Source organism: Enterobacter sp. MGH85 (assembly GCF_001037655.1).
GTDB classification, from domain to species: domain Bacteria; phylum Pseudomonadota; class Gammaproteobacteria; order Enterobacterales; family Enterobacteriaceae; genus Enterobacter; species Enterobacter intestinihominis.
Map to the genome: position 1 here is coordinate 3554604 of NZ_KQ089925.1, position 20427 is coordinate 3575030.

Here is a 20427-nt window from a genome sequence, read left to right on the forward strand (position 1 = left end):
TCCTTTAAAAAGGGGCTTGCGCCCCTTTGCTTATGCTTCGTTCACGGTAACCGTCGCTGGGTTAGATGTGACCGTGCCGGCGGTTGAGGATGTTACCTGGCAGGAGTAAGAACCCGCATCACCCGCAACGACGCTGGCCTTCGTGTAGGTAGCGTTCGTCGCACCAGAGATGTCAGTTCCGCCCTTCTTCCACTGATAGGTCAGAGTGGAGCCGTCAGAGACATTGGCTGCCACCGAAAGATTGAGCGCATCGCCCACCGTGAGCGTGCGGTTCTGCGGCTGCGTAGTGATCGCGATTACGGCGCCGACATCACGCACATCCACCTGACCCGCGCTTGAAGCCTCAATTGACCATGTGGCCACGTCATCATGAGGGGCTTCGTCTTCCCAAGAAGTCACCATGAACGGGCCTTCGGTAATATCATTTGGAGAGATGATTTTCAGCCAGACATACGGCTGATTGCTGGTCTCTGCCGGCGGGTTGTAAACGTGACGCTTCAGCGCGTTCTGCGCATAGACATCTTCTTTTCGGGTTACGCCATCTCCAGAGAACGAGATGTTTTTGTAGGTTACGAGATTTTCCTGCGTATACGCCGCACTCATATCAGCGGTAGCGTCTGCGGTATCCCATTCGGCGGAAACAGTCTTCCCGCGCATCATGCCAAGGCGCTTATAGTCACCGTTGGCGGGTTGTGATTCGGGGCAGCCAATCGCGTAGTAAACGACGACATCACGCCCTGTGAAAGCACCAGCTTCACATGCCATGTCTTTATCTCCGTGTTATCGGGAAATGATGGTTTGAAATGAAATATCGAAGAGGTAGCGACCTTCTTCGGTCTGGATGGCGGGGATACCGCCGATTGGCTGCATCGAGATGATGCACTCAGTCTGGTAGTCGTCGATCATCGCCTGACGTATTGCATCAGCGTGGTCTTCAACTTCGTTAATGTCGCTGTCGTTCTGACCGGAAAGAACAAGGAATCTGAAATAATCTCGTGTTATAGCCTCATCAGGCTTGCCGCCACCGCCCTGCTGGATGACGAGGTATCTTTCCCCTTCAGTCCCTTCCAGCTCGCTCCAGAAGCGTTTCTGAACGCGATAGCCGACATCAAAACCGTGGGACTGCAACCACGCTCTCAGAGCGTCATACACCTCGCTACGCGTCATACTTTGTATCCTTGCCTGATGATGGCCTTAATCTCGTTGAGGCCGTCGCGCTCAAAGCCTTTGGTCAGGAATCCCGGCTCGGCATCTGGATCCCAGTAGTTCCCCTTCCCCGTGCCGCCGCCGAATTCTTTTCCCGCGCGAGTTCTTCCGAAGTGTTCACGCGGCTGGCCTTTTAGCTTCCCGGACATACCATGAACGGCGGCAGCGTATGCTGCTGTGTACCCGACTTTTCCCTGCATCCCCCCAGGCATTGGTTCAAGCTTTCTGTATTGGCTGTTGATAAGGGTGGATGTGTCAATGGGAGTGAGTAGCGCAGCGTAAGAAGAACCGACAATCATAACCTCAGTCAGCACTCTTTCGGTGCGTGGACCGGCAATGTCTGTCAGCACCTTACGGGTATTCATCTGGACGCGCTTGATACCTTTAACGGGCATGATCACCTCAAGTCAGAATTTTGTAGTCGGGCTCCTCGCCGAATGGCGACATATCCCATTCCGTCACCGCCTTGATGACGTTTGCACCAGCTTTCAGCGGATCGGCCTGAGATGTTGTGTCACCTCTGGCGATGTACCAGTCACGCTGCGGCATGGTTGAGCTGACGCCGTTACGCTTCAGTTCAGTGAAGAAAATCAGGTTAGTGGTGAACTCTTTACCATTGGCATCTACCGCAACCTCATTGTTAGCCGTCCAGGTGCAGTCAATCAGGTATGGTGTGCCGTTTGTCCAGGTGTTGTTCCAGTCGTCATAGGCGCGAGGGTAGACAGTGGCGACATTGGTGTAAGACCAGTTAGCCGTGGCTGACACTATTATCCTCCCACCGGATAACCTCCGGATTCTCAGCGGCTACCTTCCGGCACAGCAAATACCATTCACCGTTACTTTTAACGTAACCCGTGACCCGCCGCCCGCAGTCAGTGATAACCCAGACCTTTACGAAGGGCTCAGGAAGCCTCTGCTTGACCGATATCAACGCCATCATCGACTCCCGTTGCACATGCAGCCGCCCCGGGCAATCCAGATGCCAGCGAAAGCGGTGTTAGTCGGATCAGGCGGGATCAGGCTTGTAGCGCATCCATACTTATCTAGTCCCCTCAGAAGCCCCAGAGAGGCTTTCCATCGGTCAGCAAAAGACAGGTACCGAAATGAGCGTGATGCGCCGTTGGGCCCTGTCTGAGAACTGATGTACTTGTCACCCTGCCCCAGCGCCATTAGCCCCAGCAGGTAGGACTGTATTAGCAGAGCGGTTGCGGGAGGGTAATGCGCATCCAGACACTCCTGAATGCTGCCAGCCTGCTCTAAAAGAGCCTGCAGGATGAAATCAGGCAGCGTGATACCGACTGACTCCAGATATTCCTTGGCCTGTACTGTGGTAATCATGCGAGCCTCTGATAAGCCCTCCGAAGAGGGCAAAAAAAAACCGCCTTAGCGGCGGCTGTTATTCAGCGGGGAAAAGCTTTTCGAGCTCGCCTTCCGGCAGCAACTCGGTGAGCTTCTCCAGTCCCAGGTTGCCTTTATGCTCAATGCCCAGCGCATCGAGTCGGGCAATGACTGCCTCTTTGCGCGCTTTGTTGTCAGTGCCAGCGCCCGGGGTTGCAGGTACCAGTTCCGCAGCAGCTTTATCGGACAGCTTGCGCACATGCGGTTTCAGCGACGGATGAACTTTGCACAGCTCAACAACGTCACCAAGCGCAACGCCGTGCCACGGCTTAACCACTTCGTATTTTTCAGCCATGATTGCTCCTTAAGCCAGGTTAGCGCCGTAGACAACACCAGACAGGCCTTCGCCGTCTTTCTTAATCTGCAGGCCTTCTGCGGACATGATCTGGAAGTTGTAGTTGCTCTGCGGCATCAGGCGCGGGAGCGGTACAACGCCCACAGCCATACCTACCAGAGGAGAAATCACATCCTGTCGGCGCTCGTACGCCAGGAACTCGTTACCTTCCAGTGCATAGGTCATCTGGATAGACTTAGCAGGAATAAACTTGCTGATCGCATCCAGAACGGTTCCGCTAAGCAGCGCATTTGTGCCGGTGTTGATATCCACCAGATACGGCTTAGCCATGTTGGCCCAGACTTCAGGGCTCACCCACAGCTTGTCGTAAGCTGTAACCTTGTTACGGCGGGCAGTGAGGCCAAATGGACCTGTAGGGCCAAAGAATGCCAGTAGCTCAGCCGGTGTAGCGGTGGTGAGATTGATGTTGGCGCCGCCAGCGCCACTACCCAGGTTGATTTTTTGAGTGTTGCGGTGGTTTTTCATACCTTGCGCTGGCAGACCATCAACCACGATGCTGGCATCGCCGTTCAGGTAAAAGTCTACGCGCTTCTTGTGAAATTTACGCATCTTGGCCGACTGAGACTCCAGAGCCAGATCGATGCCGACAGTGCTCAGTCCGGCAGCATGGCGCCAGTTAACGCCGTAACCAGCAGTGAATACCGGGATCGGGTCGCCATCAGAACCAAACTCAGTATTATCGAAAGAGTAAGACGCCTGACCATCGATGCTGATAGACACATCATCCGCGATATCGCCGGAGACGTTATACAGCTTTGCTGTTTTTCCAATCGGCAGCACGGTCTGCACACCCATCAGGTCATTGACGATTTCCATGCCAATTTCCTGATCGCGCATCTGGATAATCTGGCGGTCAATTTCGGCCCAGAATTCACGCGTAAAGCCTCCGATGGCATTCGCCGCCAGCATTTCATGCGTCATGCGCGTGCGGTACCGCCTCACGCTTTGCTGAGCCAGATTGGCAAACTCCTGCGCCGTGCCGCGCTGATACGCCGGGTTGACGTAATCAGCCCAGAACCAGAATCCTGTCTCGTTATCTGCACCTAAAATCTCATCAACCAGCAATGAGGCATTGCTGAGGAGCATTGATAGCTGGGTGGAATCGAGGTCGAAGGTGTAACGCTGGTTTACTGATGGCGATGCAGGAATGCGGTCGAGAATGCCCTTGTACGCCTTGCCAATTCGCTTCATTCGCCTGGCGAACTCGCTCATTGCCCCGCGCTCAAGTCGGTCGGCACCCGTCGGGTCTTTAAGGTTTCCCGGAAGTATCGGTGACTTCGCTTTCCTCTTCGTCATCATCTACCTCTGGAAGTGGTTCGGGCGAACCCTCATGCCCTGCGGCCACGCGAATTTCTTCACCAGTAAACACCTGCTCACCCGTGCCGATGGAAGCGCTGTTGATTTGCGACATCTTCTGAGCGGCATCCAGTTTTTCACTGTCGCTTTGCGCATTGAGGTCGTCCCAGATAACGGTCTTCTGACTGACCGGATCGAGGATGCTTAATTCGATCAGCTTGTCGCAGAAGTCCTCAATCTCGAATGACAGGTCGCCACGGCGAGACTGGCAGCGAGTATTGAAGTATTTCTGGTCTTCGGTGCTGGAGCGCTCGGCCTGCTGATTACCAACCAGAATGCGCGTCGGGATATCAACTCCTGCGGCGGCTGTTTGCAGGTTTACGTTATAGGTTGGAGACGGATCAGAAACCGGAGAAACGAGGGAGGTTACGCTGGCCCCCTGGAGAGAAAGCAGCACATCATTTCCGCGATTCATCTCGCGTGCAGCGTCATTAAATTTATCCTGCAACTCATCTACTTTAACGCCGTACATAGATGCAATGCTGCCAAAGTCGATTTCCTTGTCGAAACTAAGTGCTAACTGGCGAGCGGCGTTCTTCAGGAATGACTCACCAGACCCGCCCTCTACCTTCTCCAGGCTCACAAAGGCGTTATAAGCTGGCTCAAGGAAGCCAATAGCATCGTCTGAGTAATCACCAAGGATGAAAACGCGATCGGGGTGGATATTGACGCGGCGACTTGAACCATTCGGCAAGCGTTCGGCGTACTGCCACATTTTCGGCTGACCGTAAGTCTTCGAGTTCAGCCCAGTGTCCCACTCGCTCACCGTTAGCGATCCGGCCCACGCCACGGAAACCTTCTGCAACCCTCGACCTTTGGTAACCGGAAGGTTCCAGTCTTTTTCGTCGCGGATGTGCAGAAGGATTCCTGCATAACGACCGACAAGACGGCGGCGATCCGCCTCAGAGAATGAGCGCCAGAATCGGTTGGTGAATACCTGCTTGGACTTTTTCTCCCAGGCGGTTTCTTTGCGCTTTTTGTCTGCCTGATCACCCTCGATGATTTCCGGGTTAGTCTGCCAGCACTTGCCCACCAACTTCTCTACCGCTCCGTGGGCTATGCCACCACGGCGGTACAGTGCGTAGAGGTTTTCGTAGGTTACCTGCTCAGGGAATCCATACTCGCACCATGCGGAATGGCGCTTATTGTCCAGCCCCATAGTTGGCGCCATCAGTCCCATACGAGCGCGCGCCATCCGCGCATCGTTCAACGCATGGTTGACGGCGAGAGTTAATTTGTCAGTCATGGTTTGTCCGTCAGCGTTTCAGCGGCGGGATTTTTGGTCCTTTTGCCGGAGTGAATGATTCAATCTTTCTGAGCATCAGAGTGCGACAGTGCCTTGGGATGTAATTTAGAGGCATGACTCTTTCGAACCTGATGATTTTCCCACAGGCGCAGCACCAATATTCGGTCATGTACGCACCCCCTTATCGTTGTTTTGGCGGTGGTAATACCTTGCCGGAAGATTTCGACGCGCATGGCTGATAACCAGGCCATTCATTGCGCTTTCTCTCGCAGCCCGGGCATTTGCATTTATCTGCCATAGCTATCTCCTTTGTAGACGCTTAGGAATCATCATCCCGGCCATCTGTCCCTTGCGCTTAATGTGTCCGTCAAGGCTGTAGCGGATGCCGTCCCAGCAGTGTTCGTAACCGTCGGCCAACTTCGGTAACACCTCACCCGTGATACGGTCCGTTTTGTACGACCACATGCGGGCTTCACGCGCTACGTTCTTGCAGCGCGGATGGATAATGATTTCGTCGAAGCCGCGAAGATGGGCGATCCCGTCCTCAACGCTCCCCTGCCATTTCTCAGCAGCTGAGATGTTGAATCCCTGCCGCTTGAGATAGCTAATCGTCTCGGGTCGAGCGGAGTCGGCCTTGATGGGCCAGTCACGAGATCCGGGGATAGTGTCGTACAGCTCTGGCATGTGGTCGAGCTCTGTCTGCTGCCCGTATGCCTCGTACTCGATATACAGCCGGTTATGCAGGATGAACGAGCGCACCAGAGTGTTCGGGTCTTTAGCGAAACCGAAGTCAGCACCGAAGAACAGGCGATCGGCCTCTTTCCATAGCTGGTCCGAGAACTCGGCAATCCGGTATTTCCCGGCCAGCACCTGCTTATCGGAGTTTTCGAGGTAAGCGCCTTCCCACACCCATGCGTATGTCGCTGGGTCGAGGCGTCGCTGGTCGTTCTGTCGCTCACCTTCCAGCACGTCAGGGAACCACGGGTTATCCGTATAGTTCATCTCAACGGTGATGCAGTCGTCTCCAGCCTCTTTGCGGAAACGCTTGTCCGTGGCGCTACCGTCGCGCTCCGGGTTCCACGTCACCCAAATCTCTGAGCCTTCTTCACGAACGGTCGGGCTCAGCTTCTGCCAGGCTATTTCGCTGACTGATTCAGCCTCGTCCACCCAGCAGAGAATGATGCGCGCTTTCGACTTGATGCTATCGAGGTTATGCCGCAGACCGCAGAACACGTAGTTAACGCTCTTGTCGATGGTGCGGATGTACTTTTCGCCAATGTCAAAGTTGGAAGCCAGCCATGGAACAGACAGGATCGCCTGTTTCACCTCCTGCATGCTCGACTCTTCCAGCGAGTTCATGAACTCACGCGCGCAGAGCACCACGCCGCTTTCACCGTTCATCATCGACTGATACGCCTTTACGGCAGTCATCAGGGCGAATGTGCGCGTCTTGGCGCTGCCGCGTCCACCGTGCGAGCACCGATAACGCTTATTCACGGCGGTGAACAGTGGCGCAAGCTTCGCGGGGATCGGCAATTGAACGGCGTTACTCATGCTTTGGCTCAACAGGCAGTAGCTGGATGATTGTTGGCTGCGGCGTCATGCTGCCATCAGGGCTTGTATGCTCGACTTTCTGGCGATTAGTGTAAGCATCGCCCATTTCTTTGGCGGCCTGCTCGATAATCTGCGAGGTCATGCCGTAGTTCTTCATCTTTTCAGCATTGGTCGCCATTCTGTCGAGAACGCGCAACCGGTACGCTTTATTTGCGATCGGGATGTCGGCGATCTCATTCTGGAATCGTTTACGGGTGGCGTTGAAAAGGTCAATCCACTTCTGGCTCAACTTGGCCGCCATTGCGTTGCCTGGCGTATATTGCGACACCTGCTGCCGTGAGACATCAATGCCATATTCAGCCTTTACAAGCTCAATGACTTTTACCGGGGTCTCGTAGCAGGCGAGTGATTGAACGATGAAGGCTTTAACCTCTGTCGATAATGCTGCCACAGGCTACCTCCATGACAATCTGAATAAAGCGTTACGCCAGCTTCAACATGCACGTCCCGCATGACCTGGCTATATCGATATGAGCCACTTCTGCTGGCGCATTGGCCGCATCAACGAGCTCCTGTACTTCTTTGCTGGCACCGTATCGACGCACGACACCAGTGAATTCTTCGACGTCGTGGCCGCGCAGTGTAAGCACTGGCTGCCCGGTCTCTTTGTTGAACCTTGGCGCACCGAAATCATCGGTGGCCTGGGCAATGTGGTAAAGCTCATGCTCTACCAGTGCGCAGAACTCAAGGTCGCTGCATTGCGAGCAGTAGTCAGCTGCCAGCGTGATGATGAACTTCGGGATTCGCCCGAACCATTCATACATCTGCTGTTCCATTCTGGCTTTCTGCCAACCACCGGCCCGGAGCATCACCTGCTCGGCCTGGCCGAGGACGTAGCGCCCTTTCTTCGCGAAAGAGTCAGACGCCCACATGAAGCAGAGGTCAGCTTCAAGCAGATGTTCGTGGTCAGGGTTATGGATGCTGCCGGAATCGCTGAGGATTTGGCGGCTTACCCACTCATGCACTTCATTGGCGGTAATGAGCCGGGTGTATGGCTGCCAGTTGTCGGAGGCGATGAAGTTAACTGGCGGATAAGGCCTGCGCTCGTCATCGTTAGCCATGGGTTACTCCGTTTTTTGTTCGGTCTGCTCATCCGGTACCGGCGTGAACTCCACGCGCTTCACATCAGCAGGAGCGAAATACAGCCACTGCCCCGTTTCGGTCGCCAGCGGCACAAAGCCGTTCACCAGCTCAGGCTGACGTCGTGACATCTTGCCCGTGAAGGTTTCGCCTGTTTGGGTGGTTAGCGTGATTTGGTAGATGTCGGACATTGAGAGCCTCTTTATCCGTTGATTAGGATGCGGCTATTAAAAAAGCCACTCGCAAGTGGCCTTTGTGATGGCATCACAACAACTCTGAAGTTATTTACTTATTCCGTTCTCTAATATTGTCCTTAACGACTCTATTAATTACGTCCATATCGTCTTTCATCATCCACTCATAACTGTATCTGCTGATAGGATTCATAGACTCATAGTCGCTGGCCACCTCTCGCATCGAGAAATCACCACTTACATGCCTATTCGCTATGTAGATGCCATTAAGTAAAAACATTAAAACTACGACAATCATAACCAAAGCTATGGGTTTGAGCTTATTCATTTTTGTTACCTTATAGCCCTCAGATAATTGATAATACTATAAGGCCTACCAATAGGTTAATACTTACTTCAGGCACTGCGTGTCTATATATTCCTGCATGCCGTAAATCATTTTGTTAACGGTTGCGATTCCGTCTCTGTGATCGAAATAATTCCGTCGAGCGTCTGGAGTAAGTTCGGGGGAACCTGCATCATCCACGCCGGTGGCGGAGGTGGCTTTTGGCACTCCAGGGCAGGTTGCGGCGATGCGCAGCCGTTTAGCGCCAGAATCGACATCCCGACGCAAATCGTTAATGGTTTTTTTCGCATCGGACAATTCCTTCGTGTATTTGGCATCCAGCGCAGCGACATCACGCTGGCGGGTCTGCATGTCTTTGATGGTGTCGTTAGCCAGGCGGAGACTTTTGGTGGCTTTGTCGCGCTGGTCTTTATAGGTGATGGCGTTGTCGCGGTAGTGGTTAACGAAGAACGCCAGCACGCCGATTACCGACACCACAATCAGTTGCAGCCAGCAACGCTTAACCAGCGCGCCAATCATGATAGGAACAGAGCCCGCTCTGCCTCCCGCCGACGTGTCAGCCCATTCAGCACCTTCCCACCAGCTTTATTCCAGCGCAGGAACTCATCGGCAGCGCCAGTGTAATCACCGGCGTTGAGTTTTCGCAGGAGAGTCGAAGTCGATAAGGACCGGGCGCCGAGGTTATACGTAAACGATACCAGGGCGTCGAATTGTCCCTGAGTCAGACCAACTTTAACCAGGCGGGACACGTCGCTCTCGTAGCTGACCAGTCCGGTCTTCAGCAGGCGCTCTGCCGTTTCCTGCTTGATAGTCATACCCGCGCGGATCGGTTTGCCGTCGACAGGCTGAGTCCAGCCATAACCGATCGTCCATACACCGACGCTGTCCTGGTAACGGTGTCGTTAACGATGCAGTAGTGCTGTCTCATACGCCACCTCCTAGAGGTAACGCAGAATGCAGAGAATCGCAGGTGCATTTCTGCATCTGTGACAAGGTGAGGATTTCAGATTGTGGTCGCATTTAAGTCCCCTTAAATGCGCAGAAGTCACCGGAGTTGTTCAAGCTCCGATGACATGATTATGGACGGTTGATTCAACAAAATCAACGCGAGAAAAAGGCCTCCGGAGAGGCCCTGGCTGTCGATATGGGGATTCCCATATCGCTTGTATGGCAGTTACACCAAATCGGGCAATTTGAAGCCTGCCATGTCTTCCGCCCGGATTGGAGGCGATAGGCAGTCAGCAAACACCAGGGTGCCATCGAGCAAAATCACGAAACCCCACCCCATAAACAGGTTGGCACTACACCAGTCAGCCTTTAGGGGCACATCTGGCATCTTGTCTGGAAAGACTGGGTAATGCTCAGCCAGCCACTTCATTGCGTCGCAGCGATTGAGAGTATATTTGTCGTACATCACGCCTCCTGCTGCGGTGCTGCTGGCAGTGGCATCCAGTGGGTTACGCATTCAACAGGCACATTATCGCAGTAGAAATCCCAATATCTGTCGTAAGCCCCAGACCAAATCTCTCCATACTCAGTGAATACCAGAATGGCTTTAAATTGCTCCGGCATCCGCTCACTGCACCGAATCCACCCCTGCACAGGCTCGGCACCCTGAAGCATGGCGGCGCACATTGCGTCATATTCAGAAATTGGCTGCAACCTGTATCCATCAGGCACAGATACCGCCGTTGGCGGGGCGGTGTAGAGTGGAATCTCTGTAATTTCGTACTCGTTGATATCTTCCTGAGACCAGTTGCCAAATCTTGTATGCAGGCTAAACCGAGCATCAGCGTGAAGATTGTCTTTGTACATGTACGCCACAGGCTCCACTTCGAGCGATGCCAGTGCTATACGCGCCAGCTCGTTCAGGATTGCCACATCAGCGTGACCGAGGGTGTAACCAGCTTTCAAATCGGCAACTGCTTGGACGGCATGTTTGTCGATGTTGCTCATTGGGCGGCTCCTTCAAATTGGTAAGAAATTTTAATTCCCAACTTTTTAGCCATGGCATGCTCAGCGACGGCACCTTCCGACTCTTGCCACCCATGCAGCATGTGAATGGCGTCGGCGCAGCGAAGCATCGCCAGGCAGATGTCCATATACTCACGCTGAGATAAACCATCCGGGAGCGTGGCCGGATTTAATGCCACATGACCACCTGATAACATCTGCTGTGCTACTGCGTTAAACATCGGACGGTTGTAGTTTTCGTAACCCGTCATTGGTCCTGCGATGTAAATTTTCATACCCATGCCCTCCCGTACTTGTCTGATAACTCGCCAATTTGCCTGTGGATTTCCGCAAGGTCACACCCTGCGCACCCCAGAGCTTCGGCTATGAGTTCTTCCTGTTCTTTGGATGGCCCCGCTTGGAGAATCTGATTAAGTTTCCTGTTCGATACGCCGCAGTGCTTGGCGATGCTGATGAGCGTTACACCGTTACCCTTCGCCATGGTCCTAACCATCAAGCGATAATCACTCCATTCGCTCATACCCCTACCCTCCCCCAAACCATCAAAATTCGTTTCATCGCCGGGCTGTTGCGGCATTCCTGAAATATTCCGTTGGTGCAGCTGCGCGCGGTTCCGTCCTGCTCTTCCGACGTCGCCAGGCGATAAGTCACCGTTCGCCAGACCTTGCTTACCCGGACAATCTTGCGGGCCCGCTCTAGGTCGATAGCGTTCTTTGTGATGCAGTTGATGGTCATGCCGCATTCTGTGGCCACATCCTTCGCGGTGAAGGTCCGGTGCGTTTCGAGATAACGCAGAATTGCCTGTTTGCCTTTCATCAGAAGCCCCCTTTCTTTTTCGGCTGCTGCTCGCGCCCGCGGCGTTCTGCGGCGGCTGCATGCTGGTCTGTGTCGTAAATTGCCCCGTTGATCTGATTGCAATAAACCGTGCCGGTACTGCCATGGCGGTTGAGTCGCAGGATTAACTCCGTTTCGCAAGGCGGAACGCTGTCATCGAAAGCACCTTCTCGGTGGATACCAACCCAGTAGTCGCAGTCCTGCTCAATCTGTCCTGTGTCGCGAGAATCGCTCGGCAACGGGCGTTTATTCACTCGCTTCTCCAGTTCACGGTTGAGCTGGGTCAGCAGCACGACGACGCAGCCAAGCTCTTTGGCGAGGTTCTTCAACCCTTTGGTGATCATCCCGTAAGCCAGATCATTACGGTCGGCTTTTTCGGCGGTCATCAGCGTCAGGTAGTCAACCAGAATCATGCCTACGCAGCCCTTCTCGCGTTTGATTCGGCGACTTTCGCTAACGATGTGCGCCAGTGACAGGCCTGGGGTGTCGTCGATGTACAGCATGTCGATTTCACTCAGTCGGCCGGCTGTAGCGATCGCCTTCTTAAAGTCGCCGTCGTAGTCTCCCTGGTACTGATCATCGGCGTCATCCGTGGCGGGCATGTAAAAAATGCTCGGATTTACGCCGGACTTCTGACCAACAAGCTTTTCGAGGATCTGGTCGCTGGGCATTTCCAGGCTGAACATCAGCGCTGGTTTTTTCTCACGAACCGCGCAGTTGATCGCCATCTGCCCGTACAAGGTTGTCTTGCCCATCTTTGGCCTTGCGCCAATCACAAACAGGGAACCTTTCACCAGACCCTTAGGAGCCAGCAGTCGGTCGAGTGACGGGATACCGGTACTCATGCCGCGCTGTTCGCCTGATGGACGCCAATGGCATCAGCTGCTTTTACCTGGCCAACTTCGTCGACATACTCGGCGAGTGAAATTTTCATGTTTAGCGTTGCTCCTTACCGTTAATACAAAAACAATACCACAAGTATTAGATAAATCAATACCGCCGGTATTTTAAAAATATGAGCTTTGGTATTAATATCTGATAATGGAAAAGAAAAAGATCCTCACCCCCGCTCAAGTGGCTGATTCAAAGCGTTTAAAAGCCCTTTACGAAGCGAAGAAAAAAGAACTGGGTATTACTCAGCAATCCATTGCGGACGCGCTGGACATATCCCAGGGTGCCGTTGGCCATTATCTCAATGGAAGGAACGCTTTAAATACAGCGGTAGCATCGGTCTTTGCGAGGCTTCTTGGGATTAGTGTCTCTGATTTCAGCCCGTCACTTGCGAAGGATATCTCTGATATGAGCTCGGTGGCGTCGGAAAATACTTCTTTCGCAGGGCATTATTCACCTGGCTCAAAATATCCGGTGATTAGCAAAGTTCAGGCGGGCGCCTGGTGTGAAGCGGTTGAGCCGTACACCCTTAAAGATATCGACCTTTGGCTTGAATCAGATGCTCACATTCAGGGGGAGGCGTTCTGGCTGCAGGTTGATGGTGACTCAATGACAGCACCGGCGGGTCTTAGCATCCCAGAAGGAACCTTTGTCCTCTTCGATACTGGGCGCGAGGCAATCAACGGCAGTCTGGTAATAGCAAAGCTATCCGATTCGAACGAGGCAACATTTAAGAAGTTAGTGATCGACGGTGCGCAGAAGTACCTGAAGGGTTTAAATCCACAGTGGCCATTGGTAGCGGTGAATGGTAACTGTCGAATTATCGGTGTTGCTGTAGAGACGAAGATGCGGCTGGTCTGATCGGCGTATAGCTGGTGAGTAGAGATTGAGCGACTATAAGCGCTCACAAGACAATAATATTCAGGATGATATCAATCAGTGGCTAAAAAAGGTGACTTTAAGCCTACTCAGAAAGAGGTTGATCAGGCCATTTCTCGCCCCAAAAAAGTAACCTTTAACGGTGTTACTTGGAATGGTAGTGAGGGACGAACTCCGATCTGGTTTAAGTTGGATCTCAAGGCTTTTGATGGTAATGGCAACCCAATTACTGGCGTAAGATTCATGCTGCATTGGCGTGCACCTATCGTTGAAGGTGTTGATATCGTCAAGCTTTCTTTTGTCATGTTTTTTCATGATAAGCGGATTTATGCTCTCGACCCATACCCAGCTGATAACAAGCCTCACCGCAATAAATCTATAATTAATCATCCGGACTTTGTTGAGGTTGCTCGCGGCCCGCACTATCACATGTACTTCGAAGCGGCCGGCGAGGAGATAGCACTAAAACTCGATACCGACATTAGCCCGGATGACTTTTTGGGCTACTGGAATTATTTCTGTCGGGCGCTTAATATCACTTATGAAGGCCAGCCGCCTTTACCAAATCAAGACAAATCAGGTCAGCTATCATGGGAAATGTAACGTGTTCAACAGTAATATCTAAGCTCGGGTTTGAATGCCACCCAATGAGCGACACGTTGCTGCGCGTTGTTAGCCCATTCACTTACTATGACGATAGCGAGCACATAAGCGTATTTGTTCAGGAAATGAGTGGTCAGTATAGGATCACTGATTACTGCGACACGTTGATGAACATCGAGGCTCGAGGCATCCACCTGACAAAAAAGAAAATTGACTTGATAAGGTCATCGCTCGCATCGCAGGGGATCACTTTGAATGATGCTGGCGAAATATCCGCCTGGGCCGATGAGCTTTCAGTTGGGCAGGTTACGGCAAGCGTCATAAGAGGTGGGTTGCTGGCATCTGCTCAAACTGCAGATTGGTATGCGGAAGTTAAAGATGACAAGTTTGAAAAATGCGTGATTAGTTATCTAAAATCCGTAGGACTTGGTACAAGGTTGGCACTAAAAGAGAAGGTGCGGGGCATTAGCGGGCATAATATCACCGTTCCATTAACCTTAAGAAATGAGTCCCCACTTGTAGCTCCAAAGCGAGGATTTACAGTCAGCTTATCCAGCAGTAAAGGCTGGAATACCGCTCACTCAACCGTGGGGAAAATCGTAGATTTAAGCCAGGCGGTCCCAGCCATAAGCAACAGATTTGTGATTGTTGATAGTGATGGGTTAACACCTGAATTACAGCAGTTATCATTGCTTTTCAATGATACAGCTTTAGTGCTTCCTTTCCACAGCAGGCACACTTGGATAGAATCACTCGTCGCTTAAACTACCCCGGCCACTGCGCCGGGTTTTTATTTGCCCTTCCGCACTATCTCAGCTGCATCCCTGTTCACACCCTTACCTATCACGTTTCCCGTTTCCTTCCGGTACCGTTCCAGCTTGTCGATGATGTTTTGCTGGGTCATAGGTAAATCTGCCAGTGACAACTCCATGACCGCCCGCCCCATCGCCTGAATTTTCATGCTTATACGCTCTTCATCCAGAACCATGCACATCCCTCCTGCTGTTTTTTTAAGCGTAGCACTGGTATTTACAAAAATAAAATCACATCAAATTCATACTCTTAGTATTAATCAAAGATTTATTAATACTGGCGGTATTGCTATATATTAATACCGCTAGTATTGTTAACCCATCGAAACGAAACATCGACAGCTGAGCGAAGTTAGCCAGCGGCGGATAGCAAGTCGCCTGCTTTTTAACAACATGCAGATTTACAGCGTCAATGACCTGTTAAGACCCCTACACGAAAACGTGCTGTATCACCGGGTGAGATCCGGTCGGTGAGAGAGTATCCCCGCGCGAGAGCGAGAACGGCGTGAGAACGGGCAACACTGGCAGGGAGTTGGCGCTGACCAATACAGGGAATGTTTTGGGGTGTGGTGAAGCTCAACGGCGAGCTAGCAGATAGGCGGCTGTGAAAATACTAGTCATGTAGCGGAACGCTGCGCGCACTGCAATCGGCATCGCACCGATGGAAGCTGGTTCGACTCCAGCCGCCACACCACCAAAGCATTTCTCCCGCATCAGCGGGTAACGACAGAGGGTAAGGCGATGAAAACAAGTAGCGGACAAGAGATTTTAAAGGGCTTCAATGTTCGGGATATCTCTGCTGATTATGACGAGCCAAGGTTTGATGTTTTGTTTGTCCATGATGATGGCAAATGCCGGTATTCAAACGATGTTTTTGGTTCTGAGCAAGAAGCCATCAGTTACGCAGAAACATGTAATGCCAACACAGCAGACGATGAGTGCTGGGACTACTACCAGCACTCTTCAACCAGCAACGACTGGAAGCTGATTCAACACATTGAAGCTAAAGCCGCCTAACCAGCGGCTTTTTTCATACCTGGGGTCATTTACGAGTGGCTCAAGTTATGACAACCGGCGGCCATCCACCGCCCATTGAAACACTGAATAAATGCGTTGAAGTCTTGTATTAACCGTTCCGTTCGCCGCGATAAGGCCAAGAGGATTTATGAGTGATTTGGAGTTTGGCTTAAAGATATACGCCTTATGGTTTGTCGGGACATTTCTGCTCGGCATAGCAATCAACTCGCTGACGAAAAAAGAGCATCGCCAGCCACTTTCAAAACTAGCCATTGACCATGTACGCATGTCTTCCGCAATAACCATTGTGGGCCTGATTGTGTGCGGTATGGGCTGGTTCTTATTCAAGGTGGTGTGAGATGACAGTCACCCACAACGGCAAGCAGTACACAGCCAAAAAGCTCAACGATAACGAGTGGCAGCTGACGTCGGTATCGAACCCGCGTGAAAAGCTGACGCTGAACCGCTGGCACATGAAGCTGGCTGACCTCCTGGAACAGGTTGAGGTGAAGGCATGATCAACCACTACGGCACCACCCCGCTCATTCGCCAGTGCGTCACGCCCGGGATGATGGCAATGCATGAAGGCCGGGCCTATCGCGTCTCAGCAGTCATTCAGGAGCGTAAATGGGTCTACCTGCACACCGATGCAGAAATCATCCGCCTCAGTGACTGCGTGATTGACGTTCTTCTGGACGGTCACGGAAACCCTATCCAGCACTAACCACCCTATTCAACCGATCGGCCTGGCTCAATGCGGGCGGGATCTGCACATCCAAATTTCAGGAGTTCAGCCATGAACGCATACCTCACTTACGACCGAATCGAAGATCGGCGCTGGGTTGAGCAGCAGCTCACCGACGAGAAGGAGATGTGGATCGACAACCGGGCGAAAGAACTGATCGCCATGTTCCCGAAATATGCTCTGCAAATGAGTAGCCTGTTCCTGCCCCAGGAAGCCCAGTTTGCGCTTATCGGAGAAAAGGCCGAAGAGGCATACAACGAATACATAACGGCCTGCGCATATGCCCGTGCCGAAGAAGAATGGCAGCGCCAAGCGCCCTGCCCGTTCTAAGGAGTGATCATGAGCTTAACCCTTGTTGATTTCGTCAAACAACAGGAGCCGCTTTTCATTAAGGCGGCCACTGACGAGCGGATGGTGTGGGCGAAGGAAAGCCAGTTCGCCATCCAGCTATTTCAGAACAATGACTACCTCGCGAAAGTTGCATTCCAGAACCAGACCAGCACGCAGAACGCGATCGTCAACGTTGCGGCCATCGGCATTTCGCTAAACCCGGCTCAGAAGCTGGCTTACCTGGTTCCGCGTAAAGGGGCAGTTTGCCTCGACATCAGTTACATGGGCCTGATGCATATTGCACAGCAGTCTGGCGCCATTAAGTGGTGCCAGTCGGCAATTGTTCGCAGAAACGATCAGTTCCGCCGCGAGGGGCTCGATAAGCCGCCGATCCACATCTACAACGACTTCGATACTGAAGAGCAGCGCGGGGACATCGTAGGCGCGTATGTAACGGTAAAAACTGACGATGGTGATTACCTCACCCATACGATGCGCATCGATGCCATCTACTCCATCCGTGACCGGTCTGAAGCATGGAAGAAGTACAAATCTGACAACAGTAAAAAGTGTCCATGGGTCACTGACGAAGAACAGATGATCCTCAAAACAGTCGTAAAGCAGGCAGCAAAATACTGGCCTCGCCGTGAGCGCCTGGACGCCGCCATAGACCACGTTAACACCGAGGGCGAAGAAGGTATCAACTTTACAGCAGAGCGTCAGCCTGAGCGCGATATAACGCCGCTTAGCGAAGCCACGCAGAAAGAGATAAACGACCTGCTTGTCTCTTTGGATAAGACATGGGATGCCGATCTTCTCCCTCTCTGTTCACGCATTTTCAAACGCCCTATCTCGCAGCCAGCCGACCTAACAGAAGTGGAAGGTGTTAAGGCTCTCGGGTTCCTCAGGCAAAAGGCGGCAGCATGACACCAGAAATTATCCTGGCCCGGACCGGTATCGACGTAACTACTATCCAGCAAGGCGATGAGGCGTGGCACCGGCTGCGCCTTGGCGTCATTACTGCCTCTGAAGTGCACAACGTCATATCCAAGCCAAGATCGGGCAAGAAGTGGGCAGACATGAAAATGTCCTACTTCCACACGCTGCTCGCCGAGGTATGCACCGGCGTCGCGCCAGAGGTTAACGCCAAGGCGCTGGCCTGGGGCAAGCAGTACGAAGAAGACGCCCGCACCCTCTTCGAGTTCACCACTGACGTGAAAGTCACGGAGTCTCCGATCTTGTTCCGTGACGAGAGCATGCGCACCGCGTGCTCCCCTGACGGCCTGTGCAGTAATGGGTTCGGCCTTGAGCTTAAATGCCCTTTCACCTCTCGCGACTTCATGAAATTCCGCCTTGGCGGTTTCGAAGCCATCAAGTCTGCGTACATGGCCCAGGTGCAGTACAGCATGTGGGTGACCGGGAAAGAAGCCTGGTTCTTTGCCAACTACGACCCGCGCATGAAACGCGAAGGCATTCACCACGTCGTCGTTGAGCGGGATCCGCAATACATGACCAATTTCAACGAAATGGTGCCGGAGTTCATCGAGAAGATGGACGAAGCGCTGGCGGAAATTGGCTTCACGTTCGGGGAGCAGTGGAAATGAAACGCACACCCTTCTATCGCAGGCCCGGGCGTACCGGACAATTCTCCGGCCTCCGTGAACGCGTTATCTGGATGATTCAGACGCGTGGCCGCCCGGTAACGGGCAGCGAAATCGCTGAGAAGTTTGGCGTAACGCTGATTGAGTTTAACCGGGTCGCCAACGGCATTACCCGCGGCTCCGGACAGATAGCGCAGATCGTTGAGACTGAGAAATGGCTCAACGAAGACGGCATCTGCGACCGGACATTCGACCTGGTCACGAAGCCAAAAGTCGTAACACCACAGGGCAAATCGCGGCTATTCACCCGGCGCGCAATAGAGCAGTCGCAGGAAGGTAGACGGCAGGAGTGCATAGCACGTGCCGCCCGCCGTAGCCGACTGATTGCTCAGGGCCTCTACATCGACGAAATGGAGTCAGTGCTATGAAAGCGTGGTCTCTCGAAGAGCTGGCGCTGCTGTGGCGACACTCAAACGCTGAAGTCGCTGAGATTACCGGCCGCTGCATTGAAGAGGTAGGAGATAAGCGGCTGCAAACCAATATTGAGCGTAATGGCTGGGATGTTAACGATCCGGAGCGTGCATCATGAAATACGGAAGCGTGTGCAGTGGTATCGAAGCTGCCAGTAAAGCGTGGGAACCCATCGGCTGGAAACCTGCCTGGTTCTCTGAAATCGAACCGTTCCCATCCGCAGTCCTCGCCCATCACTGGCCGGAAGTAACCAACCTCGGCGACATGACCAAAATCGCCGATGCGGTGCGCGCTGGTGATGTCGAAGCGCCTGATGTTCTGGTCGGTGGTACGCCTTGCCAGGCATTCAGCATCGCCGGCTTACGTGAAGGCCTGTCTGATGACCGCGGGCAGTTAACTCTCTCTTATGTGGAATTAGCCAATGCAATCGACGCAAAGCGCCGCGAACGCGGTGATCCAGAAGCAATCATCGTCTGGGAAAACGTCCCCGGCGTGCTCAGCAGCAAAGACAATGCCTTCGGGTGCTTTCTGGCAGGACTTGCCGGAGAAAGCAGTGAGTTGCAGCCAGCAGGGGAAAAATGGACGCACGCAGGTTGTGTGTCTGGACCAGAAAGGATTATCGCCTGGCGCGTCCTTGATGCTCAATTTTTCGGAGTGGCCCAACGACGCCGCCGTGTGTTCGTTGTCGCAAGTGCTCGAAAAGGATTCGATCCCGCAGCGGTACTTTTTGAGCTCGACAGCGTGCGCCGGGATACTCCGCCGCGCCGAGAATCGCAACCGGAAATTGCCAGAAATGCTGGAGAACGCTCTAAAGTCGGTAGTCACTGGGATAACCCAGCAAACCCCCACCCAACCCTGAATCAATCCAACAATATTGGCGGAATCGGCGCTAGTAATCAGGAATTGTTTAGCCAGCGCGGTTCCGGGCTCGTATCAGATTCTTACTCTGATGTTTCCCGAACTCTTCTTGCAAAAGAAAACGACAGCACTGCCGAGGATTTGGAAACTTATGTCGTTCATGGAACTCAAGATCCAGACATTAACCGAGAACTTGCGCACACACTTGGCCGCAACAACGGACAAGAAAACGCCTGCATCGCATTTAGCTACAAAGATAATGGCGCAGATGCGACGTCGGATTTATCGCCAACGATACGCGCAGGAAACCACGATAAAAGCCATGCCAATAGCGGCCAGCCTCCTGCGATAGCCATTGCAGGTAATACCATTGGTCGCGCGCCAGAAAATGGCGGTAACGGAACGGGTTACTGCAAAGAGGTGGGTTACACATTGACTAAGTCAGATCAGCATGGTGTTGCGTATGGAATGCAAGTTCGCCGCCTAACTCCAATTGAGTGCGAGCGCCTTCAGGGATTTCCTGATAATCACACTCTGATCGGCTGGCGCGGGAAGGATGCTGCTGAATGCCCGGACGGGCCCCGATATAAAGCCATCGGCAACAGCATGGCAGTACC

34 protein-coding genes and 4 pseudogenes are annotated in these 20427 nt (G+C 52.9%); 13 read left to right on the forward strand and 25 right to left on the reverse strand.

Annotation, left to right across the window (positions count from 1 at the left end):
• Positions 1 to 30: 30 nt before the first annotated feature.
• From SK51_RS16635 to SK51_RS25330, 24 genes and pseudogenes are all read right to left on the reverse strand, one after another.
• Positions 31 to 765, reverse strand: a complete 735-nt coding sequence (locus tag SK51_RS16635; RefSeq protein WP_048206820.1) for an immunoglobulin domain-containing protein — start codon at positions 763 to 765, stop codon at positions 31 to 33.
• A gap of 15 nt (positions 766 to 780) precedes the next feature.
• A complete protein-coding gene (locus tag SK51_RS16640) occupies positions 781 to 1167 on the reverse strand; it encodes a phage tail termination protein (RefSeq protein ID WP_048206821.1) in 387 nt (128 codons plus the stop codon).
• Complete coding sequence (locus tag SK51_RS16645) at positions 1164 to 1601, reverse strand: hypothetical protein (RefSeq protein ID WP_032676434.1); 438 nt, start codon at positions 1599 to 1601, stop codon at positions 1164 to 1166. Before SK51_RS16645 ends, SK51_RS16640 begins: the two co-directional genes overlap by 4 nt.
• 7 nt (positions 1602 to 1608) lie before the next feature.
• Positions 1609 to 1971 carry a hypothetical protein gene (locus SK51_RS16650; RefSeq protein WP_032676275.1) on the reverse strand — a complete coding sequence of 121 codons (363 nt, stop codon included), beginning with the start codon at positions 1969 to 1971 and terminating at the stop codon, positions 1609 to 1611.
• Complete coding sequence (locus tag SK51_RS25665) at positions 1955 to 2143, reverse strand: hypothetical protein (RefSeq protein WP_026080664.1); 189 nt, start codon at positions 2141 to 2143, stop codon at positions 1955 to 1957. The genes SK51_RS16650 and SK51_RS25665 overlap by 17 nt, the downstream gene beginning before the upstream one ends.
• Positions 2143 to 2544 (reverse strand): DUF7370 family protein, encoded by a 402-nt coding sequence (locus tag SK51_RS25670; protein WP_023303612.1) that lies wholly within the window; start codon positions 2542 to 2544, stop codon positions 2143 to 2145. Before SK51_RS25670 ends, SK51_RS25665 begins: the two co-directional genes overlap by 1 nt.
• A 58-nt stretch (positions 2545 to 2602) precedes the next feature.
• A complete protein-coding gene (locus SK51_RS16665) occupies positions 2603 to 2899 on the reverse strand; it encodes a hypothetical protein (RefSeq protein WP_023303611.1) in 297 nt (98 codons plus the stop codon).
• A gap of 9 nt (positions 2900 to 2908) precedes the next feature.
• On the reverse strand, positions 2909 to 4255 hold the full coding sequence (locus SK51_RS16670; RefSeq protein ID WP_155404794.1) for a major capsid protein: 1347 nt from the start codon (positions 4253 to 4255) through the stop codon (positions 2909 to 2911).
• A complete protein-coding gene (locus SK51_RS16680) occupies positions 4209 to 5561 on the reverse strand; it encodes an anti-CBASS protein Acb1 family protein (RefSeq protein WP_048206822.1) in 1353 nt (450 codons plus the stop codon). Before SK51_RS16680 ends, SK51_RS16670 begins: the two co-directional genes overlap by 47 nt.
• Positions 5562 to 5861: 300 nt before the next feature.
• Positions 5862 to 7115: a PBSX family phage terminase large subunit gene (locus SK51_RS16685; RefSeq protein ID WP_048206823.1), complete on the reverse strand. Its 1254-nt coding sequence runs from the start codon at positions 7113 to 7115 to the stop codon at positions 5862 to 5864.
• Positions 7108 to 7566, reverse strand: coding sequence for a DUF2280 domain-containing protein (locus tag SK51_RS16690; protein WP_048206824.1), 459 nt, complete (start codon positions 7564 to 7566; stop codon positions 7108 to 7110). Before SK51_RS16690 ends, SK51_RS16685 begins: the two co-directional genes overlap by 8 nt.
• A 31-nt stretch (positions 7567 to 7597) precedes the next feature.
• Positions 7598 to 8236, reverse strand: a complete 639-nt coding sequence (locus SK51_RS16695; protein WP_048206825.1) for a putative metallopeptidase — start codon at positions 8234 to 8236, stop codon at positions 7598 to 7600.
• Positions 8237 to 8239: 3 nt separating this feature from the next.
• Positions 8240 to 8446, reverse strand: a complete 207-nt coding sequence (locus SK51_RS16700; RefSeq protein WP_048206826.1) for a hypothetical protein — start codon at positions 8444 to 8446, stop codon at positions 8240 to 8242.
• 94 nt (positions 8447 to 8540) lie between these two features.
• A complete protein-coding gene (locus tag SK51_RS16705; protein ID WP_048206827.1) occupies positions 8541 to 8777 on the reverse strand; it encodes a hypothetical protein in 237 nt (78 codons plus the stop codon).
• A gap of 63 nt (positions 8778 to 8840) precedes the next feature.
• Positions 8841 to 9314: a lysis protein gene (locus SK51_RS16710; protein WP_048206828.1), complete on the reverse strand. Its 474-nt coding sequence runs from the start codon at positions 9312 to 9314 to the stop codon at positions 8841 to 8843.
• Positions 9311 to 9667, reverse strand: a pseudogene (locus tag SK51_RS16715) (lysozyme); the annotation flags it as partial. The pseudogene SK51_RS16715 and the gene SK51_RS16710, both read right to left, overlap by 4 nt.
• A 52-nt stretch (positions 9668 to 9719) precedes the next feature.
• Positions 9720 to 9785 (reverse strand): annotated as a pseudogene (locus SK51_RS25675) (hypothetical protein); the annotation flags it as partial.
• A gap of 184 nt (positions 9786 to 9969) precedes the next feature.
• Complete coding sequence (locus SK51_RS16720) at positions 9970 to 10209, reverse strand: hypothetical protein (protein WP_048206830.1); 240 nt, start codon at positions 10207 to 10209, stop codon at positions 9970 to 9972.
• The gene (locus tag SK51_RS23625) at positions 10209 to 10751 is read right to left on the reverse strand and encodes a DUF551 domain-containing protein (RefSeq protein WP_053072951.1); all 543 of its coding nucleotides are present in this window, start codon (positions 10749 to 10751) and stop codon (positions 10209 to 10211) included. Before SK51_RS23625 ends, SK51_RS16720 begins: the two co-directional genes overlap by 1 nt.
• Positions 10748 to 11044, reverse strand: a complete 297-nt coding sequence (locus tag SK51_RS16735; protein ID WP_017693170.1) for a DUF4406 domain-containing protein — start codon at positions 11042 to 11044, stop codon at positions 10748 to 10750. Before SK51_RS16735 ends, SK51_RS23625 begins: the two co-directional genes overlap by 4 nt.
• Positions 11041 to 11289 (reverse strand): hypothetical protein, encoded by a 249-nt coding sequence (locus tag SK51_RS16740; protein ID WP_048206831.1) that lies wholly within the window; start codon positions 11287 to 11289, stop codon positions 11041 to 11043. Before SK51_RS16740 ends, SK51_RS16735 begins: the two co-directional genes overlap by 4 nt.
• Positions 11286 to 11585 (reverse strand): hypothetical protein, encoded by a 300-nt coding sequence (locus SK51_RS16745; RefSeq protein ID WP_048206832.1) that lies wholly within the window; start codon positions 11583 to 11585, stop codon positions 11286 to 11288. Before SK51_RS16745 ends, SK51_RS16740 begins: the two co-directional genes overlap by 4 nt.
• Positions 11585 to 12469: pseudogene (locus SK51_RS16750) on the reverse strand (DnaB-like helicase C-terminal domain-containing protein); the annotation flags it as partial. The pseudogene SK51_RS16750 and the gene SK51_RS16745, both read right to left, overlap by 1 nt.
• The gene (locus SK51_RS25330) at positions 12445 to 12537 is read right to left on the reverse strand and encodes a Cro/CI family transcriptional regulator (protein WP_226876809.1); all 93 of its coding nucleotides are present in this window, start codon (positions 12535 to 12537) and stop codon (positions 12445 to 12447) included. The gene SK51_RS25330 and the pseudogene SK51_RS16750, both read right to left, overlap by 25 nt.
• A gap of 107 nt (positions 12538 to 12644) precedes the next feature.
• Between SK51_RS25330 and SK51_RS16755 the strand changes: the two genes are divergently transcribed.
• The 3 genes from SK51_RS16755 to SK51_RS16765 all read left to right on the forward strand — a co-directional run bounded on the left by SK51_RS16755 (position 12645) and on the right by SK51_RS16765 (position 14740).
• A complete protein-coding gene (locus SK51_RS16755; protein ID WP_023303585.1) occupies positions 12645 to 13355 on the forward strand; it encodes a LexA family protein in 711 nt (236 codons plus the stop codon).
• 78 nt (positions 13356 to 13433) lie between these two features.
• The gene (locus tag SK51_RS16760; protein ID WP_048206833.1) at positions 13434 to 13976 is read left to right on the forward strand and encodes a hypothetical protein; all 543 of its coding nucleotides are present in this window, start codon (positions 13434 to 13436) and stop codon (positions 13974 to 13976) included.
• Positions 13964 to 14740, forward strand: a complete 777-nt coding sequence (locus SK51_RS16765; protein ID WP_048206834.1) for a DUF1828 domain-containing protein — start codon at positions 13964 to 13966, stop codon at positions 14738 to 14740. Before SK51_RS16760 ends, SK51_RS16765 begins: the two co-directional genes overlap by 13 nt.
• Positions 14741 to 14766: 26 nt before the next feature.
• Here SK51_RS16765 and SK51_RS16770 read toward each other — a convergent pair whose 3' ends face one another.
• On the reverse strand, positions 14767 to 14964 hold the full coding sequence (locus SK51_RS16770; protein WP_048206836.1) for a hypothetical protein: 198 nt from the start codon (positions 14962 to 14964) through the stop codon (positions 14767 to 14769).
• Positions 14965 to 15529: 565 nt separating this feature from the next.
• On the opposite strand from SK51_RS16770, the gene SK51_RS16775 reads away from it, so the two are divergent.
• The 10 genes and pseudogenes from SK51_RS16775 to SK51_RS16815 all read left to right on the forward strand — a co-directional run.
• Complete coding sequence (locus SK51_RS16775; RefSeq protein WP_048206837.1) at positions 15530 to 15805, forward strand: hypothetical protein; 276 nt, start codon at positions 15530 to 15532, stop codon at positions 15803 to 15805.
• Positions 15806 to 15953: 148 nt separating this feature from the next.
• Positions 15954 to 16163 carry a hypothetical protein gene (locus SK51_RS16780; protein ID WP_047717799.1) on the forward strand — a complete coding sequence of 70 codons (210 nt, stop codon included), beginning with the start codon at positions 15954 to 15956 and terminating at the stop codon, positions 16161 to 16163.
• 1 nt (position 16164) lies between these two features.
• A complete protein-coding gene (locus SK51_RS25450; protein ID WP_048206839.1) occupies positions 16165 to 16323 on the forward strand; it encodes a hypothetical protein in 159 nt (52 codons plus the stop codon).
• Positions 16320 to 16529: a cell division protein FtsZ gene (locus SK51_RS16790; protein ID WP_048206841.1), complete on the forward strand. Its 210-nt coding sequence runs from the start codon at positions 16320 to 16322 to the stop codon at positions 16527 to 16529. Before SK51_RS25450 ends, SK51_RS16790 begins: the two co-directional genes overlap by 4 nt.
• A gap of 72 nt (positions 16530 to 16601) precedes the next feature.
• The gene (gamL, locus tag SK51_RS16795; RefSeq protein WP_048206842.1) at positions 16602 to 16880 is read left to right on the forward strand and encodes a host nuclease inhibitor GamL; all 279 of its coding nucleotides are present in this window, start codon (positions 16602 to 16604) and stop codon (positions 16878 to 16880) included.
• A gap of 9 nt (positions 16881 to 16889) precedes the next feature.
• The gene (locus SK51_RS16800) at positions 16890 to 17807 is read left to right on the forward strand and encodes a recombinase RecT (protein WP_048206843.1); all 918 of its coding nucleotides are present in this window, start codon (positions 16890 to 16892) and stop codon (positions 17805 to 17807) included.
• Positions 17804 to 18484: a lambda exonuclease family protein gene (locus SK51_RS16805; RefSeq protein ID WP_048206844.1), complete on the forward strand. Its 681-nt coding sequence runs from the start codon at positions 17804 to 17806 to the stop codon at positions 18482 to 18484. Before SK51_RS16800 ends, SK51_RS16805 begins: the two co-directional genes overlap by 4 nt.
• Positions 18481 to 18909 carry a hypothetical protein gene (locus tag SK51_RS16810; protein ID WP_048206845.1) on the forward strand — a complete coding sequence of 143 codons (429 nt, stop codon included), beginning with the start codon at positions 18481 to 18483 and terminating at the stop codon, positions 18907 to 18909. Before SK51_RS16805 ends, SK51_RS16810 begins: the two co-directional genes overlap by 4 nt.
• A complete protein-coding gene (locus SK51_RS25455) occupies positions 18906 to 19070 on the forward strand; it encodes a hypothetical protein (protein WP_169804874.1) in 165 nt (54 codons plus the stop codon). The genes SK51_RS16810 and SK51_RS25455 overlap by 4 nt, the downstream gene beginning before the upstream one ends.
• A pseudogene (locus SK51_RS16815) lies at positions 19067 to 20395 on the forward strand (DNA cytosine methyltransferase); the annotation flags it as partial. The gene SK51_RS25455 and the pseudogene SK51_RS16815, both read left to right, overlap by 4 nt.
• Positions 20396 to 20427 lie beyond the last annotated feature (32 nt).

Excerpts from the sequence above, each read along its gene's own strand:
- SK51_RS16635 (WP_048206820.1), bottom strand. The coding sequence starts at position 765 with ATGGCATGTGAAGCTGGTGCTTTCACAGGGCGTGATGTCGTCGTTTAC.
- SK51_RS16640 (WP_048206821.1), bottom strand. The coding sequence starts at position 1,167 with ATGACGCGTAGCGAGGTGTATGACGCTCTGAGAGCGTGGTTGCAGTCC.
- SK51_RS16645 (WP_032676434.1), bottom strand. The coding sequence starts at position 1,601 with ATGCCCGTTAAAGGTATCAAGCGCGTCCAGATGAATACCCGTAAGGTG.
- SK51_RS25665 (WP_026080664.1), bottom strand. The coding sequence starts at position 2,143 with ATGGCGTTGATATCGGTCAAGCAGAGGCTTCCTGAGCCCTTCGTAAAG.
- SK51_RS25670 (WP_023303612.1), bottom strand. The coding sequence starts at position 2,544 with ATGATTACCACAGTACAGGCCAAGGAATATCTGGAGTCAGTCGGTATC.
- SK51_RS16665 (WP_023303611.1), bottom strand. The coding sequence starts at position 2,899 with ATGGCTGAAAAATACGAAGTGGTTAAGCCGTGGCACGGCGTTGCGCTT.
- SK51_RS16670 (WP_155404794.1), bottom strand. The coding sequence starts at position 4,255 with ATGACGAAGAGGAAAGCGAAGTCACCGATACTTCCGGGAAACCTTAAA.
- SK51_RS16680 (WP_048206822.1), bottom strand. The coding sequence starts at position 5,561 with ATGACTGACAAATTAACTCTCGCCGTCAACCATGCGTTGAACGATGCG.
- SK51_RS16685 (WP_048206823.1), bottom strand. The coding sequence starts at position 7,115 with ATGAGTAACGCCGTTCAATTGCCGATCCCCGCGAAGCTTGCGCCACTG.
- SK51_RS16695 (WP_048206825.1), bottom strand. The coding sequence starts at position 8,236 with ATGGCTAACGATGACGAGCGCAGGCCTTATCCGCCAGTTAACTTCATC.
- SK51_RS16700 (WP_048206826.1), bottom strand. The coding sequence starts at position 8,446 with ATGTCCGACATCTACCAAATCACGCTAACCACCCAAACAGGCGAAACC.
- SK51_RS16705 (WP_048206827.1), bottom strand. The coding sequence starts at position 8,777 with ATGAATAAGCTCAAACCCATAGCTTTGGTTATGATTGTCGTAGTTTTA.
- SK51_RS16710 (WP_048206828.1), bottom strand. The coding sequence starts at position 9,314 with ATGATTGGCGCGCTGGTTAAGCGTTGCTGGCTGCAACTGATTGTGGTG.
- SK51_RS16720 (WP_048206830.1), bottom strand. The coding sequence starts at position 10,209 with ATGTACGACAAATATACTCTCAATCGCTGCGACGCAATGAAGTGGCTG.
- SK51_RS23625 (WP_053072951.1), bottom strand. The coding sequence starts at position 10,751 with ATGAGCAACATCGACAAACATGCCGTCCAAGCAGTTGCCGATTTGAAA.
- SK51_RS16735 (WP_017693170.1), bottom strand. The coding sequence starts at position 11,044 with ATGAAAATTTACATCGCAGGACCAATGACGGGTTACGAAAACTACAAC.
- SK51_RS16740 (WP_048206831.1), bottom strand. The coding sequence starts at position 11,289 with ATGAGCGAATGGAGTGATTATCGCTTGATGGTTAGGACCATGGCGAAG.
- SK51_RS16745 (WP_048206832.1), bottom strand. The coding sequence starts at position 11,585 with ATGAAAGGCAAACAGGCAATTCTGCGTTATCTCGAAACGCACCGGACC.
- SK51_RS25330 (WP_226876809.1), bottom strand. The coding sequence starts at position 12,537 with ATGAAAATTTCACTCGCCGAGTATGTCGACGAAGTTGGCCAGGTAAAA.
- SK51_RS16755 (WP_023303585.1), top strand. The coding sequence starts at position 12,645 with ATGGAAAAGAAAAAGATCCTCACCCCCGCTCAAGTGGCTGATTCAAAG.
- SK51_RS16765 (WP_048206834.1), top strand. The coding sequence starts at position 13,964 with ATGGGAAATGTAACGTGTTCAACAGTAATATCTAAGCTCGGGTTTGAA.
- SK51_RS16770 (WP_048206836.1), bottom strand. The coding sequence starts at position 14,964 with ATGGTTCTGGATGAAGAGCGTATAAGCATGAAAATTCAGGCGATGGGG.
- SK51_RS16775 (WP_048206837.1), top strand. The coding sequence starts at position 15,530 with ATGAAAACAAGTAGCGGACAAGAGATTTTAAAGGGCTTCAATGTTCGG.
- SK51_RS16780 (WP_047717799.1), top strand. The coding sequence starts at position 15,954 with ATGAGTGATTTGGAGTTTGGCTTAAAGATATACGCCTTATGGTTTGTC.
- SK51_RS25450 (WP_048206839.1), top strand. The coding sequence starts at position 16,165 with ATGACAGTCACCCACAACGGCAAGCAGTACACAGCCAAAAAGCTCAAC.
- SK51_RS16790 (WP_048206841.1), top strand. The coding sequence starts at position 16,320 with ATGATCAACCACTACGGCACCACCCCGCTCATTCGCCAGTGCGTCACG.
- gamL (WP_048206842.1), top strand. The coding sequence starts at position 16,602 with ATGAACGCATACCTCACTTACGACCGAATCGAAGATCGGCGCTGGGTT.
- SK51_RS16800 (WP_048206843.1), top strand. The coding sequence starts at position 16,890 with ATGAGCTTAACCCTTGTTGATTTCGTCAAACAACAGGAGCCGCTTTTC.
- SK51_RS16805 (WP_048206844.1), top strand. The coding sequence starts at position 17,804 with ATGACACCAGAAATTATCCTGGCCCGGACCGGTATCGACGTAACTACT.
- SK51_RS16810 (WP_048206845.1), top strand. The coding sequence starts at position 18,481 with ATGAAACGCACACCCTTCTATCGCAGGCCCGGGCGTACCGGACAATTC.
- SK51_RS25455 (WP_169804874.1), top strand. The coding sequence starts at position 18,906 with ATGAAAGCGTGGTCTCTCGAAGAGCTGGCGCTGCTGTGGCGACACTCA.